Source organism: Sagittula sp. S175, from assembly GCF_049800975.1.
Classification (GTDB): Bacteria; Pseudomonadota; Alphaproteobacteria; order Rhodobacterales; family Rhodobacteraceae; genus Sagittula.
The window spans coordinates 206,823-223,447 of the sequence record NZ_JBNAGB010000007.1; the positions used below are offsets into that span (position 1 = coordinate 206,823).

Genomic DNA, 16,625 nt, shown 5'->3' on the forward strand with positions numbered 1-16,625 from the left:
GCGCGATGCGGGTACTGATGATCGAGGACGCGGTGGATCTGGCCGAGGGCGTGGTGGCCCGGCTGGCCCGGTCCGGCGTGGTCTGCGATCACGCGACGACCATCGAGGACGCCCGCGATTTCCGCGCCGTGCAGAAATACGACGCGCTGATTTTGGACATCAACCTGCCGGATGGGTCCGGCCTGTCGCTGCTGCGCGAGATCCGCGCGGGCGGGGACCGCACCCCGGTGTTGATGCTGACGGCGCTGGTTTCGGTGGATGACCGCGTGTCGGCGCTGGATCTGGGGGCGGATGACTACCTTGGCAAACCCTTCGACCAGCGCGAGCTGGAGGCGCGGCTGCGTGCATTGGTGCGCCGCGAGGCGGATCAGAAGGGCGAAAGGGTCGCGCTGGGGCCGTTGAGTTATGCCCCGGCGGAGCAGGCGGCGTTCCTCGACGGGGCGCGGCTGGACCTGACCCGGCGCGAGGCGGCGCTGCTGGACGTGCTGATGCGCCATCCCGGCCAGTTCCTGACGAAACAGCGGCTGTATGACTCGCTCTTCGGCTTTGACGACGCCGACGTGGGCGTTAACGCCATCGAGCTGTATGTGGCGCGCCTGCGCAAGAAACTGGCGGGCAGCCCGGTGTCCATCACTACGCAACGCGGCGTGGGCTACCGGATCGGACTGGATGGCTGAGGCGCCCTCCCTCGCCGCCCGCGTCCTGCGCGGGATGCTGTTGATCCTGCTGGCGGGCGGGTTGCTGGTGGCGGCCTCCACATGGATCAACGGGCGGGCGGCGGCGCGGCAGTCCTATGACCGGCTGCTGCTGGGGGCGGCCAATGATATCGCCGAATCCATCCGCGTGCTGGACGGGCAGCCGGTGGTGGATCTGCCGGTGTCGGCCTTCGAACTGCTGGCGCAGGCCCCCGATGACCGGATTCACTACGCCGTGCGCGGGCCGGGCGGGCAGTTGCTGACCGGGATGGGCGCATCGGTCGAGCCGGATGCGCCCACGCGCGGGACGGTCTATTTCGATGCGGCGATGCAGGGCGAGGCGGCGCGCTTTGTCCGGGTGACGCGGCTGTTCGCGGAGCGGGAGTTTTCAGGCGAGGTGTCGGTGGTGGTCGGCCAGACCCTGCGCGCGCGGCAGACCATGGCGGTGGGGCTGATGCTGGACGCACTGGCGCCCATGGCCCTCGCGGGGCTGGCGTTGCTGGGGATGGCGTGGCTGGTGACACGCTCGGCGGTGCGTCCGCTCGAGGCGCTGTCCGGTGGCCTGTCCGCCCGCGATCCCTATGATCTGACGCCCATGCCGACCGAGGGCCTGCCGCGTGAACTGCGGGTCATGGTGGCGTCGGTCAATCACTTCATGGGACGGCTGGACCGGCAGGTGAACGCCATGCGCAACCTGATTTCGGACACGGCGCACCAGCTGCGAACGCCCGTGGCCGCGATCCGGGTGCAGGCCGAGGGCTTGCAGGAAGAGGCCAGCCCGCGCGGGCTGGAACGGTTGTTGGGGCGGACGCGCTCGCTGGGCGTGCTGCTGGACCAGTTGCTGAGCCGGGCACTTGTGACCCATCGCGCCGATTCCGCCCCGCGTGTCGCACTGGACCTGCGCGAGGTGGCGCTGGATATCGTGGATGCCCGCGATCACGAGCTGCTGGCGCCGGGTGTCGAAGTGCGGCTGGAGATCGGAGAAGACCCGGTGATGGTCCACGCCGAGGAATTCAGCGTCGGCGAAGCGGCCAAGAACCTGCTCTCCAACGCTCTGAAGCACGGCGTGCCACCAGTCGCCATCGGGGTCGATACACGCGGCGCGGAGGCCTGGCTTTGGGTGCAGGACAGCGGTCCCGGCCCCGACGCGGCGATTGCCGCGCGGCTGGGCGAGCGGTTCGCGCGGTCCACCGCCTCGCGCGAGGACAGCGCCGGGCTGGGGCTGAGCATCGTGCGCGACGTGGCCGCCGCCTATGGTGGCCGGATGGAGATGGAGCGCCTGGGCTGCGGGTTCCGTATGGCGCTGGTGTTGCCTGAGGTTCTGCCGGAGGTGTCGCAATGAGGTGGCTGGCGGGTTTGCTGGTCTGGGCGGGCATGGCCGCCATGGCCACCGCGCAGGAGGACGCGGCGCGTTTCGGCACCGGCGGGACCGAGATGCTGGTCCGCTCCACCACCGACATCGCCATCATCGCGCCCGTCATCGACCGCTTTACCGCGCAGAACCCTGACCTGACGGTGGTTTACGAACAGTGGGGGTCGAACGCGTTGTTCGCCAACAGCCGCGCGGCCTGCGAGGGGGAATGGGCCTCGGCGGACGTGGTGTGGTCGTCTGCGGTTCAACAGATGGTGGCGCTGGTGAATGTGGCCTGCGCCTCGCCCTACCAGTCGGCGCGCACCGCCGCCCTGCCCGCCACCCGACGCTGGCGCGACGAACTGTGGGGCATCACCGAGGAACCCGCCGTCATCATCTACAACAAGCAGGCGCTGGAGGCCGCCGACGTCCCGCGTTCGCGCTTTGCGCTGCTGGACATGATGCGGTCGGAGCCGGATCGGTTGCGCGGGCGGATCGCGACCTATGATATCGAGGCGTCGGGGCTGGGGTATCTTTTCGCCTTTTCCGACAGTCTGGAGGCCACGACCTTTGGTGCCATGCTCGAAGGGTTCAGTCGTGTGGATGCCGTGGCGACCTGCTGTTCCGCCGAGATCATCCGTGGCGTCGCCGAGGCGCGCTACCTGATCGCCTACAACGTACTGGGGTCCTATGTCGCCGCCGAGATGGATCCGGCGGTGGGCGTCATCCTGCCCGAGGATTACACGCTGATCCTGTCGCGCAGCCTGATGATCCCGCGCGATGCGGCGCAGAAGGACGCTGCCGGGCGGCTGCTGGAATTCCTGCTGGGACCAGAGGCACAGGGGATGCTGGCCGACATCGGTCTGGTGATGCGGGATGGGCCGGAGGAAACCGGGCTGCTGCCCAGCGCGCGGCGCACGGTGCCGCTGTCTCCGACGCAGTTGGTGGCGCTGGATGCGCACCGCCGCGCCCAGTTGATCGCGCTTTATGCCGATGCGTTCCGGGTGGACGGGGAATAGGAACGACAAAAGGGGCCGCGAGGAGGCGGCCCCCAGGTCAGGCGCGGACCGGGGAGGAGGTCGGCCCTTGCCTGTTCGCTGGACGGTGGGTCAGGCCCTGTCAGGTTTGGCTGACATCGTCATGGAAGCGTCTCAGCCTTGGCTGACGCCTTGCATGAAACCGTCGAACTCTTCGTCCTTGATCGGGACGGTGTATTCCGCCGCCGGGTAGCCGCCGTTGTCCACGTCGGCCTTGTAGTCCTTGAACGCCTGAATGCGCGCGTCCTGAAGTTCCTTCATCTTGGCGCCAAGGTCTGCGTAGACCTTGCCGTGACGCGGCTTGTGGTTCTTGCCGTAGCCGCAGACGTCCTCGGTAAAGAGGTACTGCGCGTCGGCGTATTTACCCGCGCCCATGCCCAGCATCAGCAGGCTGGAGTTCTCGGTCAGGTACTTGGCGACGCGATCCGGCACGACCTCGAGCTCGGCGCCGAAGACGCCGATCTTTTCCAGCATCTGGGTGTGCTTCCACAGCGCAAGTGCCTCGTCGGCGGTCTTGCCCACGGCGCGCCAGCCGGTCCAGGTGATGTAGGAGGGGATCAGGCCGATGTGGCCGACCACGGCGAGGTGGTTGTCGCACAGGACTTTCTGGATGTCATAGGAGGCGGAGCAGTAATAGGCGTCGCCGCCCAGCGCGGCGTAGTGGAAGGCCGCGCGCAGGTAGTCCTCGGCGGTGGCCAGAGGACGCCCGTTGAACGCGCCCCAGCCGCCGTAGGGCAGACCGACCTGGACGAAGCAATCGCCAGCGGCCTCGCGCATTTCGGCGTCGAACACACGGCCCTCGATGGACAGCATGTGGATGCCCGCGGCACTGGCGGCGGCGGCTTCGTCCGGGGTCGAGACGTAGAGCATGGAGATCTTGTCTCCATTCTTCTTCATCTAGCGCAGGTCGTTCACATGCGGGCGGTTGTGGTACATGGACATGGGCGTTTCCTCAGATGTCGACGTAGACGCGGCCGTCTTCGACCTTCACCGGGTAGGTGCAGAGGTTCTCGCAGGCCGGGGGTGTTTCCACCTCTCCCGTGGCGCAATCGAAGATCGACGAGTGTTTCGGGCATTCGATGGTGGCCTCGACCACCAGCCCGTCGGCAAGGTGCACCTCTTCGTGGGTGCAGATGCCATCGGCGCAGAAATAGTTGTCCTCGTGGTCGCGGACGATGATGAAGGTGCGGTCACCGGCGTCGAAACGGATGACGTCCTCTGCGTCGACGTCGTCGATGCCACATGCGTTGGTCCAGGCCATGGGTATCCTCCCTTGGAAGGTCTTAAAGTGAGATGGAACGGTTCTCGCGCGCCGACTGGCGGGCCGCGTCGAGAATGCGAAGGGTCTGAACGCCGGATTCAGCGGGCACGGGGGGCGGGGTGCCGTCGCGGACAGCTTGCGCGAAGGCGGCGTAGTAGTCGTGGTAGCGGCCCTGCTCGGACGGGATCTTTTGCGCGCCGGCGGCGGTGCGCAGGGTGCCCCAGTGGGTTTCCGGCTCAAAGCCCCAGTGGGCCGGATCGTCGACGGGGCGCTGCCCGGCAAAGATCGCCTGCGCCTGCACATCCGTCGAATGGGAGACGTAAGAGCCAAGGTCGCCATAGGCGCGGAATTCGCGCTGGTTGAAGTGGTTCAGCTTGGACGCCGAGATATGCGAGTGCGCGCCGCTTTCGTGCCGCAGCGTGATGGAGAAGCTCGCATCGGTGCGCCCCGAGGCCAGATCGACGTGATCCAGCTGCGCATCCACGGTCGTGACAGGACCCAGCAGGTAGACCATCTGGTCGACAAGGTGAGAGCCGAGGTCGCGCAGCAGACCGCCCTCCGGCCCGGCCTCCAGCGTGGCGGGATCGTCGAAATCCATGCGCGAATGCACGCGCCAGATTTCCCCAAGCCGCCCGTCCTGAATGACCTTGCGCAGGGTCTGCATGTCGCTGTCATAACGGCGGTTCTGGTAGACACCCAGCGTCACGCCCTTTTGCACGGCAGCGTCGCGCAGGTCGCGGGCGCCATTGGCATCGGGGGCAAAGGGTTTGTCCGCGATGACGTGCAGGCCTGCCTCGATGGCCTCCAGCACCAGCTTTCGCCGGGTCTGCGGCGGGGTGGTGATGGTGACCGCGTCGACCTTTCCCGACGCGATCATGTCGGTCAGCGAGGCATAGATCGGCTGATCGGGGAGATCCTTGTTCACCTTCTGCACGGTCTTCGCGGCACGCGCGACGACACCCGCCAGCTCACAGCCTTCTGCCGCCTGAATGAAGGGGGCGTGAAAGTGCTGCCCCCCGGTGCCATAGCCGACCACGCCGATCCTGAGCATGTCTCAGATCTCCTGCGGTTTGAAATCCGCCGCGGCGGCGGGCATGACGTTCTGCAGAAGGGTGACGGATTTCTCCAGCCCTTCGAGGGAGTTGAGCAGAACGTCCTCGTGTTCGATCGACAGCCAGCCGTCGTAGCCGCCCATCTTCAGGCGGTAGCAGAACTGCCGCCACCATTCCTCGCCATGGCCGAAGCCGAGCGTGATGTAGGACCAGCTGCGCGCCGGGATGTCCATGAGCGAGCCGTTTTCCAGCAGCGAGGTGGTGGCCTGCTTGGGCGCGTTCAGGAAGGTGTCCTTGGCGTGGACGTGGTAGACGGCCTCGCCCAGCGCCTCGGCGGCGATGAGGGGGTCGGCCCCCATCCAGAACAGGTGCGACGGGTCGAGGTTCGCGCCGATGACGGGGCCGACGGCCTCGCGCAGTTTGAACAGCGAGGGCACGTTGTAGACGCACTGGTTGCCGTGTAGTTCGAGAGCGATCTGCTCGACGCCGTTTTCCTTGGCCAGCGCGACGATCTCGGTCCAGAAGGGGATGAGTTTCTCTTCCCACTGGTACTTGAGCATGGTCTGGGTTTCCGGCGGCCAGCTGCTGACAACCCAGTTGGGCATCACGTCTTTGGCAGAGCCTGCGGGCAGGCCCGACATGGTGCAGACCTTCTTGATCCCCATTTCACCGGCGACGCGGATGGTGTCGCGCAAGTCGTTGCCCTGCTTGGGGTCGGTGGGGTGCAGCGGGTTGCCGTTGGCGTTGAGGCTGATGATCTCGAGCCCGTGGTCGGCCAGTTTCGCGGCATAGGCCTTTTGCGCGCCCGGCTTGCCCAGCATATCGGCCAGCTTGAAGTGCGGCGCGGTGGACCAGCCACAGGTGTTGATCTCCAGCCCCTGCACGCCCATGCGCTGCGCGTTCTTCAGAACGTCGTCAAAGGACATGCCGCCGAGGCTGTCGGTTACGAAACCCAACTTCATGCATCGGCTCCTTTGTGAGCCGAATAGAACTCCGGCTTGGTCGTCAGGGTGATGGGTTCGGCATTGCCGGAAGCGAGCGCCTTCACGCCGGTTTCGGCGATGACGGAGGCGGCGTAGCCATCCCACGAAGACGAGGCGCGTTCAGGATAGTCGCCGCCCTTGACCCACTTGAGGAAGGCCTTGTTCTGCTGGCGGTAGGCCTCGGCGTAGCGGTCGCGCCAGTCCGGGTCGTGGCCCATGGATTTGGTCGCGTCCTTGTCCAGTCGGGTGTAGCTGACGTGGTTGGTCCCGATGGAGCCGGTCTCGCCTACCAGCTCGGCCTTCACGTCATAGCCATAGGCGGCGTTGTTGTTGACCTCGACCGTCACCACCTGGTTGTCGGCGGTGGTCAGGACCATGACGACCGGGGCGACCTTGTCGTCGGACCGCTTGGGCTGGGTCGCCGTGATGGTCAGGATCTCGGTCGAGAGCAGGTAGCGCATGATGTCGAATTCATGCGGGGCCGAGTTGGTGATCGCCATGGCCCCGGTGAAATCCGCGGCGGGCGTCGAGCCATTGCGGTGCCAGTTGTGCAGCATCAGCGCGCGGCCGATCTTGCCCTCGTGCAGCGCGGCGCGCATCTGCAGGTAGGCAGGGTCGTAGCGGCGCATGAAGCCCAGCATGATATGCTTCTCGCCAGAGGCTTCCTCGGCCTGCATGACCTCGAGGCACTGGGCCGAGGACTGCGACAGGGGCTTTTCGCACATGACCTTTTTCCCGGCCTTGATGCAGGCCATCGACAACGGCGCGTGGGTGAAGTCGGGCGAGGCGATGATGACCGCGTCCACGTCGTCGCGGGCGATGACGGCCTCGGGGTCGGTGGCGGACTGCGCGCCGTAGAGGTCGGCGATCTTGGCGGCGCGGGCGGCGTCCATGTCGCAGACCACCTGCAGCACCGCGCCGGGAAGGTCCTCGGCCACGATGCGGGCATGGTCGGCGCCCATGATGCCTGCGCCGATGACGGCAATACGAATTGTCATGTCTGTCTCTCTGCAAAGGTTGCTGCGTGGCAACCGTGGAGTGCGGTCCGCGATCTGGGAAGCCCCGCGCGGCGATTTTCTCTCAAAGCCCTCAGTGGGCGGGCTGCGGCACGTGTCCGTCGTGGGTTTCCATGTAGCCCTCGATGGAGGCCTCGAGGTCGGCCATGGATTCACCCCCGGCCATGAGGTCGGCGATTTCTTCGCGCGATTTCTGGCCCTTGCGGAAGTCGGCGGCGATGGCGCCCCGGATCAGAACCGCAAAGTGGTCGCCCACGGCCATGGCGTGCATGACCTGGTGGGTGATGAAGATCACCGCCAGCCCGCGCCGCTTGGCCTCGTTCACGATGCGCAGGACGTGAGCGGCCTGCTTGACGCCGAGCGCCGCGGTCGGTTCGTCGAGGATCAGCACGCGCGCGCCGAAGTGTACCGCGCGGGCGATGGCCAGCGACTGACGCTCGCCGCCGGACAGGCCGCCGACCAGACGGTCGCCGTCGGTGATCCGGGTGATGCCGAAGTTCTGCACGGCCTCCACGGCGATCCTGTTCGCCGTTTCACGGTCGAAACGCTTGAACGGCCCCCAGCCCTTCGTCGGTTCCTGCCCGACGAAGAAGTTCCGCCCGACGGACATCAGCGGGTAGGTGCCGCCGAACTGGTGCACGGTGGCGATGCCTGCGCCTTGGGCCTCGCGCGGGTTGGAGAAGCTGACTGGCGTGCCGTCCATCAGCATCTCGCCGCGGGTGGGGGCGTGGACGCCCGAGAGGGTCTTGATGAGGGTGGACTTGCCCGCACCGTTGTCGCCCAGCAGGCAGAGAACCTCGCCCGCGTGGACCTTCAGCGAGATTTCGTGGAGCACGTCGATGGGGCCAAAGCTCTTGTCGACGCTGCGCATTTCAAGGACGGGTGCGGTCATCTCACTTCCCCTTCTTCGTGGTCGACAGGGAGGTGGCGAGGTTGCGGAAGGTGTCGTTCATCAACACGGCCACCAGCAGCAGGACGCCGATGAACAGCATGTTCAGGTCCTTGTCGAAGGTGGTGAAGTTGATGCCCTGGAACACGATGCCGAAGGTCAGCGTGCCGAAGACGGTGCCGGTCACGGTGCCGAAACCCCCAGTCAGCAGCACGCCCCCCACCACGACGCAGATGATCGTGTTGAAGATCATGCCGAATTGCGTGGTGGTCGAGGCTGTGTTGGCGAGGACCGCTTCGGTCATGCCCACCAGCGCGGCGGCCATGGCTGACAGCATGAACAGCGCGATCTTCAGCCGTTCGGTCGGGATACCGGCGTTGCGGGCCGAGACCTGATCGCCGCCCATGGCGAAGATCCAGTTGCCCCATGGGCTGACGTGCAGGATGTAGAAGCAGGCGATGGCAAAGATGATCCACAGGAAGAACGAGCTTTGCAGGCTGCGGAAGATGGTGAATTCGTCGGGCTTCTCGCCGAACACCAGCGAGTGATAGTCGCCGAGGATGAATTCCGACACGACACCGGCGTCCGGCAGGCTGTGCTGGGTGGTGCCCGCGATCTGCTTGGACAGGTAGGCGTTGAGGCCCGCGATCACGAAGAGCGTCGCGAGGGTCACGATCAGCGACGGCACCTGCGTGCGGGTCACGAGCATCCCGTTGATGTAGCCGATGGCGGCGGCAACGGCCAGCGACAGGGCAAAGCCCGCCCAGATGTTGAAGCCGAAGGTCTCGACCGAGAGGGCCAGCACGATGCCGCCCGCCGGGATCACGGCACCGATGGAGATGTCGAGTTCACCCGCGATCATCAGGAAGCCGATGGGGATGGCAATGATGCCGACCTTCGACGCGAAGTTCAGCCAGGTGGAGGAGCCGAGCGCGGTGAGGAAGTTCTTGTCCCAGCCGAACCAGCTGAAGAACAGGAAGATCAGGATGAAGCCCGCTGCCGCGCCCGCCTCGGGGCGGCGAAAGAGGCTGAGAAGGGAGAAGCCGGAGCCTGCGGATTTCTCCGCCGGTTGGCTGGTGGTGGTGTCGGTCATGTCGGTCGCCCCCGGGAGAGAAGGGTGGATGCCCCCGGGACGGACCCGGGGGCGGGAGAGGTCAGCGTGCGCCCAGCGCCGCGCCTGCCTTGACGGCTTCGACGTTGTCCGCGTCGATGATCGACGGGCCGGTCAGAACCGGGTTGGTCGAGATGTTGGTGCCGAACTTCAGGTGGGCGAACAACATGGAGGTCGCGAGGAAGCCCTGCAGGTAGGGCTGCTGGTCGATCGCCATGGTCTGGGTGCCTGCCGAGATGCGGTCCAGCGAGGCGGGCGAGAAGTCGAAGGCGGAAACCATGATGTTCGCGCCGGTCTGCTCGACCGCGTTGGCACCGGCCGCCGCGCCGAAGTCGGCGCAGGAAACCATTGCGTCAATCGACGAGTCACCGATGAACTCGGCCTTCAGCGCCTCGGCGGTGCCGGTCACGTCGCCGTCGAGGTTCGCCGGGGTGTTCAGTACGGTGACCTTTGCACCGGCTTCGGCTGCGCCGTCGGTCACGCCTTTGCAGCGCTGTTCGAGGTTGATCGCACCGGGGACCTGGATGTGGCAGAGGATGTGCTTGGCACCCTTTTCCGCGAGGTACTTGCCGCCGCCGAAGCCTGCTTCGTACTCGTCCGAGCCGAAGTAGTTCAGCGCGCCGATGTCACCCATGACGGGCAGACCGGAATTGTACTGCATGATCTTGATGCCAGCCTCGCGCGCGGCCTGAAGCGCGGGGATCTGCGCGTCCGGAACCCAGACGGGGATCGCGATGCCGTCGACGCCCTGTGCGACGGCCTGGTTGATGAGCGTCACCAAGTCGGGGCCGAAGTTCTCGTAGTTCTGGGTGCGCAGGTACTGCACGGTGCCGCCGTTGGCTTCGACCATGGCGGTGGCGTCGTCCACGCCCTTCTTGATCTTGTCCATGAAGGCGTCTTCGACGGAGCCCGCGATGACGGCGATGTCCTGCGCAACGGCGCCGGTGGCCAGCAGGGCTGCAACGGAAGCCGCGGCGATGGTCTTGATGATGGTCATGTCGATTTCCTCCTCTGAAAACCCGCGCTTGCGCGGATCGACATGGTGCGGCCCGAAGGCCCGGGAACAGGTTCGCCGGGCCGTGGCGCGCGGGTTACACACCTCGGGTCCTGCGGTCCTGCAGTGGTTTGCGATTTGGCTGTCCGGGCCGGTCTTCCGCCCGCTTGCGCGGCTCCTCGGGAAGGGATCGGCTGCTCCTCCAACTCTGCGACATGTTATCCCGATTGCGGCACTGTGTGGGAAGCGGACTCGCGAGATATTTTTGATTTGATACGCATCATTTTAGTGTGGTTCGTGCAGCACTTTGCACGCGCATAATGGGTTTTCGTTGCATCTTCGCCGCCAATCCATATTGATTGCAAAACCATCAAAACGGACACGCCATGACTGACCCCACCCATTGGAAAGGCCCAACCATCCCCGAGATCGCGGCGCTGGCCGGGGTCGGCACGGCCTCGGTCGACCGGGTGCTGAACAACCGGCCCGGGGTGAAGGAGAAAACCCGCCAGACGGTCATGGCCGCCTACGACAAGCTGACGCTGGAACGGGCGGCGCGGCAGACGCTGGACCTGCGGCTGTTCTGCGAGTCGGGGGTCAGTTTCAACGACGCGATGATGCGCGCGGCGGAGCAGGTGAACCGCACCGTCGCGGGCGTGCTGCTGACGCCGCACATGGTGCCGACGAGCGAGATGAACCCCACCACCTTTGCCCGCCAGATCGAACAGGAGGGCGCTGCGGCGGATGGAGTGCTGCTGGTGGCGCGGGAACATCCGGCGATCAACCGCGCGGCGCGCAAGCTGGGCGGAATGGGCGTGCCGGTGGTCTGCCTGACGACTGACCTGCCCTCGGCCCGGCGCGCGGCCTACGTGGGCAACGACCAATACGCCGCCGGAAGTGTCGCCGCGCAGCTCATCGGGCAAATCCTTGGCGGAACCCGCAGCCGCATCCTGCTGATGATGAGCGAGACCTTCCGCTGCCAGCAGGAACGCGAGATGGGTTTTCGCCGGGTGCTGCGCGCCGAGTTCCCGCATCTGCGGATCGAGGAGCGCGTCATCTCGGACGACCGGCCCGAAACCACGCTGCAACAGCTGCGCACGCATTTCGATGCCAACGGTCTGCCCGATGCGGTCTACAACGTGGCGGGGGCCAACCGGGGCGTCGCCATGGCGCTGAACGAGTTCGCCGGAAGGGACACGATTTTCGTCGGGCATGAGCTGACTCCCCATTCGCGCGCGCTGCTGGAGCAGGGCGTGATGGACTACGTGATCTCGCATGATTTTGCGGGGGAACTGGGACAGGCGGCGCAGTGGTTCCTGCAACGGGCCGAGGGTGCGAGTTCCGACCCGCAGCCCTCGTCCATTCTGGTACACACGCGTTACAACTGCGACCTCTGAGCGGTCACTCGGCCGGGGTTGCCTTGGCGTTGGCGCGGGCCTTCTTGGCCTTGAACCGGGCCTTCATGCGCTCGTCGGATTCCTTGGTGCCGTCGTGCCATGTGCCGAACAGCTTATCGAGGGGGACAAGGCCGTCACCGCCGTAGTTCACCTCGAAATACTTGTGGTGCAGGTAGTGCAGGTAGCTGTGGCTTTCGATGGCGTGGTTTTCGGTGGTTTCCAGCAGCTCGAACCCGATGTGGCCGTTGATTGCCCCAAAGCCCACCTGGTGCAGCGTGAAATACGCGCAGACCGGGTTGGACGGGATCAGCAGGTGCAGCCAGGCCTCTGCCATGTAGGGGAAACCTTCGCCCGGGTGCATCGACAGCGACGAGTAGGGCGACGGGTTGATCGAGTTGTGGTGCACCGAGTGGATGTACTTGTACAGCGGACCCCAGTGGATCGCACGGTGCAGGAAGAAGAAGTAGGTTTCGTGCACGGCGGGCCAGATCAGGACGATGAAGGACAGCCACAGCCAATGGGTCGTCCACGGCAGCCAGACCGCCCAGCTGTTGGCGTAGGCCCAAAGCATCACGATCTCGACCACGGTCCAGAGCGGCACGGTGACAAAGACCGAGCGGATGAAGTTGTCGATGTTCTGGGATTTGAACCAGAACACGTCCGAGGGATGCTCGGAGGGGAATTTAGGGTTGTACTTGAACCGGTTGCCCTGCCGACGCTTCACGTACCAGACGAATTCGAACAGGCCGAAGAAGGCGATGATGCCCACGGCGTTCAGCGCGTAGAGGTAGAAGTAATTGCCGAAAGACAGGGTTTGCAGGCTGTCCCACGAGGGGATCAGTACCAGCACCCACAAGAGCGCCGTGGCCATGTGGAAGGCGTTCCACGGCCAGAAATAGGATGGCAGCCAGGCTAGGACCTTCTTCAGGTCAAAGGGGCGATGCCAGATCGGGGCGACCTGGACCGGACGGCTGGGCGTCCAGTTGCCGCGCTTGTCGCGGGTGCCGTATTGCATGTCGTCCATCGACGCCTCCCAAACTCGTCGCGCCGGTTTCCATACATCTGCGGACGGCTTCTTCTTGACGAGATGGCACGGATCAAATCAAGTTCGGCAAAATCAGGAGGACAAAATCGCTTCATTTCAGTCCAAAATGCACTGAAGAAATGAACCGTTTTGAATGGACATGCCGGGCAGACGACCAACGATTCCCGACCTTGCCGAGGCGGCGGGCGTATCCATTTCAACCGTGAATCGCGTCATCAATGACGCGAGAAAGGTGCGCGCACCGACCCGCCAGCGCGTGCTGCGTGCCGCGCAGGAGATCGGGTTCTATGGCCTTGGTTCCATTGAACATTCCATACGGAACGAAGCCGAGATCCATCGGCTCGGCGTGTTGCTTTTGCAAAAGCGGCGGCCGTTCTACGCCGACCTCGGGCGCGCACTGGAGCAGGCTGCGCAGGTACATCTGGACGGTCGGATCGAACTGACGCTGGAATACCTCGAGGATCTGACGCCCAACGTCGTGGCCGAGCGGCTGAATGTCCTTGGCACGAAATGCGATTCGGTGGCCCTGGTGGCCGCGGAGCACCCGCTGGTGTCGGAAGCCATCGATGCGGTGCTGGCGGACGGGGTTCCCGTGGTGGGGCTCATCACGCCGCTGACCGCACGCGGGCCGGTGGGATTCGTCGGGCTGGATTACTACAAGGTCGGACGCACCGCCGCATGGGCCATCGACCGGATGTGCCCCACGCCCGGAGAGATCGGTATTCTGGTCGGCAACCATCGCTATCGCAATCAGGACCAGAACGAGAGCGGCTTTCGCAGCTATTTCCGAGAGCACCCGCGCGGTTTCACCCTGCTGGAGCCGAAACTGACCTTCGAGAACAGCGCCGCCGCCCGCGAAATGACGGAGCAGATGCTGGCAGAGCACCCAGACATCCGGGCGCTCTTCGTCTCTGGCGGGGGCATCACCGGCACGATTTCAGCCCTGCGAGACGCGGCCCGGCCCGAAGGATTCGTGGCCATCGGTTACGAGCTGATGGACGTGACCCGCGCCGCCCTGATCGACGGTACGCTGGACCTCGTGATCTCGCACCCCATTCAGGCGTTGGCGCAACAGACATTGGACACGCTGATCCGGGCAAAGCGGGCCGGACCGGCAGCAGGTGCCCAGAACGTCACGCTGAATTTCGAGATCTACACGCCCGAAAACCTGTAGGGTCAGCCCTTCAGGAACGCATTTCGGTCCACGAGGAAACGGTCCGACAACGGCAGGCTGGCGGCCCCCAGCGCGCGGGCGTCTGGGCCGATGGTGCCTGGACGGACCTCAGGGATTTCGATGCCGGGGAGGCTGATTTCCTCGAGACGGACGCGGGTGCGGCGCACCAGTTCGGCACGCACATCGGCGGGCACCCAGCCGTCGATCATCACCGCCTCGAAGTCGATCATGCAGGCCGCCGAGAAGGTCGCATAGGCGAGACCGTCCACCGCTTCCTGCATCCAGGGCTCGAGGATCGCGCGGTCGATGGGCCAGCTTTGGGTCGTGTCCCAGATGGCCTCGGGGGCGATGCCCGCATCGGTGACGCGCTGCTCCAGCGTGATGAGCGAGGCGACATCGACCAGTTGGCGGACCTTGTTGCCGTCGATGCCGATGGGCAGAGAGCCAAGCGCGGCGGCGTTGCCGGTGCGCCCCGTGTAGAGGGTGTTGTCCAGCACCATGCCGCCGCCGACGAAGAAGCCGATGAAGAAATAGAGGAAATCGCGCGGGCGGTTCTGATCCCCGAACACCAGTTCCGCACCGCAGGCGGCGGAGGCGTCGTTGCGCAGATAGACGGGAAACTCCCAGGCGTCGGCGATTTCGGAGGCGATGTCGCGCGTCTTCCAGTCCTGCATGTCCTCGGGATTCACGCCCAGCGGCCTGGCCCAGTCATGCAGGCGAAAGGGGATGGCGATGCCAAGACCCGCCACGCGGGCGCGCTGCGCGGGGGCGAGTTTGGCCAACAGTTCGGCAATCGACTCGTTGGCGAATTGCACGACGCTGTCCGGCGTGGGGTAACGGTGGGTGCGGTAGACCCTGCCTTCGACCTTGCCATGAAAGTCGGTGAGGATCAGGTCGAGGCTTCGGCGCCCGACCTTCAGTCCCAGAAAAAATGCGCCATCCTGAGCAAGGCTCATGGGCACAGAGGGCTGGCCGACCTTGCCGCGCACGGGCTCTCCCTTTCGCAAAAGTCCGTCGGCCTCGAGGCCGCGCATGATGACGGAGACGGTTTGCGCCGACAGGCCGGTCATGCGCGCGATTTCGGCCTTGGCCAGCGGTCCCATTTGCCGGACCAGCGTCAGGACAAGACGTTCATTGTGGGCGCGCACACCCGACTGGTTCGTCCCGCGCGCCCCTTCGAGCACGAGCGATGTTTCGCTTTCTGCCTGCCCCTGTCCGTTCTTCATGATCTGGCCGTCCCTTGACCGTTTCGCTGCGCGAGCACAGTGCTAACGCTGCGGCGCAGAAGGATTTTTCGGCCCTTCACGCATCTTGTTCGCCCCGAACAGTTGGCCAGATGCGGGCAGGCTGTCAATAATAAATGCACATGATTTATTTATTGTTGACAGCCCCGGCCCGAATCTGTTCTTTTCTTTAACGAGGGGCCGCCATGCGTGGTTCTTGGGCAAAAAGCGTCGCGCAGATCGCCCCGCGACTCACTGGGAGGATACCATGAAAAAGCTTCTGACGGGCACTGCTGTTGCCCTGGCCACCGCTGCCTTTGCATCCGCCGCAGCCGCCGAAAGCCACGGCTCGGTCAGCGCCTGCCTGATCACCAAGACCGACACCAACCCGTTCTTCGTCAAGATGAAGGAAGGCGCGACCGCCAAGGCCGAAGAGCTGGGCATCGAGCTGAAGACCTTTGCCGGCAAGGTGGACGGCGACCACGAGACTCAGGTTCAGGCCATCGAGACCTGCATCGCAGACGGTGCAAAGGGCATCCTGCTGACCGCATCCGACACCTCGTCCATCGTTCCGGCGGTGAAGCAGGCGCGTGACGCGGGCCTCGTCGTGATCGCGCTGGACACGCCGCTGGATCCGATCGACGCCGCCGACGCGACCTTTGCCACCGACAACTTCCTCGCCGGTGAGCTGATCGGCAAGTGGGCCGCCGCCAAGCTGGGCGACGAGGCCGCCAACGCCAAGATCGCCATGCTGGACCTCGCCGTCAGCCAGCCCACCGTGGGCGTGCTGCGCGATCAGGGCTTCCTGCAGGGCTTTGGCATCGACCTCGGCGATCCGAACAAGTGGGGCGACGAAACCGATCCGCGCATCGTCGGCAACGACGTGACCGCAGGCAACGAAGAAGGTGGCCGCAAGGCGATGGAAAACCTTCTTGCCAAGGACCCGATGATCAACGTCGTCTACACCATCAACGAGCCTGCCGCTGCCGGTGCCTATGAGGCGCTGAAGGCCATCGGCCGTGAGAATGACGTGCTGATCGTGTCCGTCGACGGCGGCTGCCCGGGCGTGAAGAACGTGGCGGACGGCGTCATCGGCGCGACGTCGCAGCAGTACCCGCTGCTGATGGCATCCAAGGGCATCGAGGCCATCGCAGCCTGGGCCAAGGATGGCACCAAGCCCGCACCGACCGAAGGGAAGGACTTCTTCGACACGGGTGTTTCGCTGGTCACCGACCAACCGGCCGAGGGCGTCGAGTCGATCGACGTTGCCGAAGGCACCGACCGCTGCTGGGGCTGATCCCCGCCTGATACCGGAAGGGGCGCATGCCGCCCCTTCCCCTTTTTTCATGGACGCGCGCCGCACCGTCGCCCTAGGCTGAAGCGAGAGCGCGCACCAA

Annotated in this window: 16 protein-coding genes; 6 read left to right on the plus strand and 10 right to left on the minus strand. The window is 65.2% G+C overall.

Annotated features, from left to right (window positions below):
• Positions 1–5 precede the first annotated feature (5 nt).
• From ACP16H_RS11485 to ACP16H_RS11495, 3 genes are read left to right on the plus strand one after another with little or no spacing between them, the layout of a single operon-like run.
• Positions 6–677: a response regulator transcription factor gene (locus ACP16H_RS11485; RefSeq protein ID WP_425072430.1), complete on the plus strand. Its 672-nt coding sequence runs from the start codon at positions 6–8 to the stop codon at positions 675–677.
• Positions 670–2,037, plus strand: coding sequence for a sensor histidine kinase (locus ACP16H_RS11490; RefSeq protein WP_425072431.1), 1,368 nt, complete (start codon positions 670–672; stop codon positions 2,035–2,037). The genes ACP16H_RS11485 and ACP16H_RS11490 overlap by 8 nt, the downstream gene beginning before the upstream one ends.
• Complete coding sequence (locus ACP16H_RS11495; RefSeq protein ID WP_425072432.1) at positions 2,034–3,065, plus strand: ABC transporter substrate-binding protein; 1,032 nt, start codon at positions 2,034–2,036, stop codon at positions 3,063–3,065. The genes ACP16H_RS11490 and ACP16H_RS11495 overlap by 4 nt, the downstream gene beginning before the upstream one ends.
• 132 nt (positions 3,066–3,197) lie before the next feature.
• Here the strand turns inward: ACP16H_RS11495 and ACP16H_RS11500 are convergent, their stop codons facing one another.
• The 8 genes from ACP16H_RS11500 to ACP16H_RS11535 all read right to left on the minus strand — a co-directional run bounded on the left by ACP16H_RS11500 (position 3,198) and on the right by ACP16H_RS11535 (position 10,392).
• On the minus strand, positions 3,198–3,980 hold the full coding sequence (locus ACP16H_RS11500) for a 3-methyl-2-oxobutanoate hydroxymethyltransferase (protein ID WP_425072433.1): 783 nt from the start codon (positions 3,978–3,980) through the stop codon (positions 3,198–3,200).
• Positions 3,981–4,035: 55 nt separating this feature from the next.
• The gene (locus ACP16H_RS11505) at positions 4,036–4,344 is read right to left on the minus strand and encodes a MocE family 2Fe-2S type ferredoxin (RefSeq protein ID WP_425072434.1); all 309 of its coding nucleotides are present in this window, start codon (positions 4,342–4,344) and stop codon (positions 4,036–4,038) included.
• A gap of 22 nt (positions 4,345–4,366) precedes the next feature.
• Positions 4,367–5,395, minus strand: a complete 1,029-nt coding sequence (locus ACP16H_RS11510) for a Gfo/Idh/MocA family protein (RefSeq protein WP_425072435.1) — start codon at positions 5,393–5,395, stop codon at positions 4,367–4,369.
• Between the two features lie 3 nt (positions 5,396–5,398).
• Positions 5,399–6,358, minus strand: coding sequence for a sugar phosphate isomerase/epimerase family protein (locus ACP16H_RS11515; RefSeq protein ID WP_425072436.1), 960 nt, complete (start codon positions 6,356–6,358; stop codon positions 5,399–5,401).
• A complete protein-coding gene (locus tag ACP16H_RS11520) occupies positions 6,355–7,377 on the minus strand; it encodes a Gfo/Idh/MocA family protein (protein WP_425072437.1) in 1,023 nt (340 codons plus the stop codon). The genes ACP16H_RS11515 and ACP16H_RS11520 overlap by 4 nt, the downstream gene beginning before the upstream one ends.
• A 91-nt stretch (positions 7,378–7,468) precedes the next feature.
• Positions 7,469–8,287 (minus strand): ATP-binding cassette domain-containing protein, encoded by an 819-nt coding sequence (locus ACP16H_RS11525; protein WP_425072438.1) that lies wholly within the window; start codon positions 8,285–8,287, stop codon positions 7,469–7,471.
• 1 nt (position 8,288) lies between these two features.
• The gene (locus ACP16H_RS11530; RefSeq protein ID WP_425072439.1) at positions 8,289–9,377 is read right to left on the minus strand and encodes an ABC transporter permease; all 1,089 of its coding nucleotides are present in this window, start codon (positions 9,375–9,377) and stop codon (positions 8,289–8,291) included.
• Between the two features lie 61 nt (positions 9,378–9,438).
• A complete protein-coding gene (locus ACP16H_RS11535; protein WP_425072440.1) occupies positions 9,439–10,392 on the minus strand; it encodes a substrate-binding domain-containing protein in 954 nt (317 codons plus the stop codon).
• 383 nt (positions 10,393–10,775) lie between these two features.
• On the opposite strand from ACP16H_RS11535, the gene ACP16H_RS11540 reads away from it, so the two are divergent.
• Positions 10,776–11,786, plus strand: a complete 1,011-nt coding sequence (locus tag ACP16H_RS11540; RefSeq protein WP_425072441.1) for a LacI family DNA-binding transcriptional regulator — start codon at positions 10,776–10,778, stop codon at positions 11,784–11,786.
• A 4-nt stretch (positions 11,787–11,790) separates the two neighbouring features.
• Here the strand turns inward: ACP16H_RS11540 and ACP16H_RS11545 are convergent, their stop codons facing one another.
• Positions 11,791–12,810: a sterol desaturase family protein gene (locus tag ACP16H_RS11545; protein ID WP_425072442.1), complete on the minus strand. Its 1,020-nt coding sequence runs from the start codon at positions 12,808–12,810 to the stop codon at positions 11,791–11,793.
• 160 nt (positions 12,811–12,970) lie between these two features.
• Here ACP16H_RS11545 and ACP16H_RS11550 point away from each other — a divergent pair, with 160 nt between their 5' ends.
• Complete coding sequence (locus ACP16H_RS11550) at positions 12,971–14,005, plus strand: LacI family DNA-binding transcriptional regulator (RefSeq protein WP_425072443.1); 1,035 nt, start codon at positions 12,971–12,973, stop codon at positions 14,003–14,005.
• A gap of 2 nt (positions 14,006–14,007) precedes the next feature.
• On the opposite strand, the gene ACP16H_RS11555 is transcribed toward ACP16H_RS11550, so the two are convergent.
• On the minus strand, positions 14,008–15,231 hold the full coding sequence (locus ACP16H_RS11555) for an ROK family transcriptional regulator (RefSeq protein ID WP_425072444.1): 1,224 nt from the start codon (positions 15,229–15,231) through the stop codon (positions 14,008–14,010).
• Positions 15,232–15,496: 265 nt separating this feature from the next.
• Between ACP16H_RS11555 and ACP16H_RS11560 the strand changes: the two genes are divergently transcribed.
• A complete protein-coding gene (locus tag ACP16H_RS11560; RefSeq protein ID WP_425072445.1) occupies positions 15,497–16,525 on the plus strand; it encodes a sugar ABC transporter substrate-binding protein in 1,029 nt (342 codons plus the stop codon).
• Positions 16,526–16,625: the final 100 nt, after the last annotated feature.